This window comes from Burkholderia sp. Bp8986, from assembly GCF_003854225.1.
Lineage (GTDB): Bacteria > Pseudomonadota > Gammaproteobacteria > Burkholderiales > Burkholderiaceae > Burkholderia.
Genome location: NZ_QTQM01000154.1, coordinates 1 through 1,280, shown reverse-complemented (window position 1 = coordinate 1,280; position 1,280 = coordinate 1). Strand labels below are relative to the sequence as shown.

Annotated in this window: 2 protein-coding genes; both read left to right on the top strand. The window is 52.7% G+C overall.

Going from position 1 to position 1,280, the window contains the following annotated elements; translation table 11 throughout:
* On the top strand, positions 1 to 393 hold a 393-nt coding region (locus DID99_RS36635; protein ID WP_221623084.1), incomplete at its 5' end, for a hypothetical protein.
* A 17-nt stretch (positions 394 to 410) separates the two neighbouring features.
* The coding region (locus tag DID99_RS36630) for a pentapeptide repeat-containing protein (RefSeq protein ID WP_148094715.1) at positions 411 to 1,280 on the top strand (870 nt) is incomplete at its 3' end.

The following is a 1,280-nucleotide window of genomic DNA, read 5'->3' as shown; positions in this document are numbered from 1 at the left end:
GACAAGCAGGTCAAGATGTACGCCGCGATGCTGGATGAAATGTCGTTCTTCATCAAGCAGTTTAAGTACGCATTGATAGAATGTCCGAATAGTGCTCCAGAAGGAAGTTCGGACGTCAAGCTGATGGAGGATTATGCAGCAAAACTGGATGCGAAGTTGCTGAAAATCAATCAGAAAGAACTTGGTCGGTCGGTTATTCTGAATGATCGGTCGTTTATTCTGAAGGCTGGTTTCAAGCGGGCGGATACCCTTTCGAAATATCAGGATGACCAGATGTTTCGCGCCTTTTTCGCCTCGAAAATTGCCACTGATGGCCGGTTGACGGCAGGAATGACGCGAGACGAAATCGCGGACGTGAGCAATACCTTCGCGACCACCTCGCTGCGCTATTGAACCGGAATAGTACTGATATGCGTCTGAATTCGATCGATCAAGTGGTCTTTGCCCAATCGCATGGTGTAAAAATCGCCGGGATGCTGGATTACAAGGGACAGGAGTTCTTTATTTCAGAATCGAAGCACGGAGCAGTGGTGTCTGACTATGTGCACGAATGCCCGGGGTGGTTCAGCGGCTTGGTGCTGCCGCCGAGCAAGAGTCCGGACGGTATCCGGTTGACTGCGGCGCTTCGGGGTAAGGCTGGGGTGACGTCCTCTGAGGCTAGTGAATTGAAAGGCAAAGACCTTCAGCAATTGATGCGCAGTGGCGCGGACTTCAGTCAGGCGGTGTTCGAGAAGATGGATTTTTCGCACATGAACCTGCATGGTCTGGATTTGCGTGGGGCGCAGTTTATTGGCTGCACGATGGATTGCACCGACTTTTCGAAAGCCCGGCTGCAGGGTGCCCGTTTTGTTGACTGCCAGATGGTGTCTTGCAAATTCAAGGGTGCCAAGGCAGGCCAAGACAAAAAGGGGAAGGTGCGAACGGAGTTTCAGGACTGCCGCATGAAATGGTGTGACTTCACTGATCATGCCGATTTTTCCGGGGCGCGATTCGTCCGGTGTGTTGGAAATAGTTGTTACTTGATGGGCACCAATCTCCAGGGTGCCGAGTTTACCGACTGCTACCTTCTCAACATGGATCTCCGCAATGCAATGCTGAAGGAAGCAACGTTTGTCAGCCTGAATCGCGCGACGCCCGATGGCATGCCCGTGCCATATGATGGCCGCACCAACCGCCAGGCGCCAGAATGGCTGCCGCCCAACTTTCTTTACAGTGATGTCACCCATACCCGGTTTCTGAATTGCCAGCTGTCCGGCTTTTTTTTCGCCGGGGCGCGCATT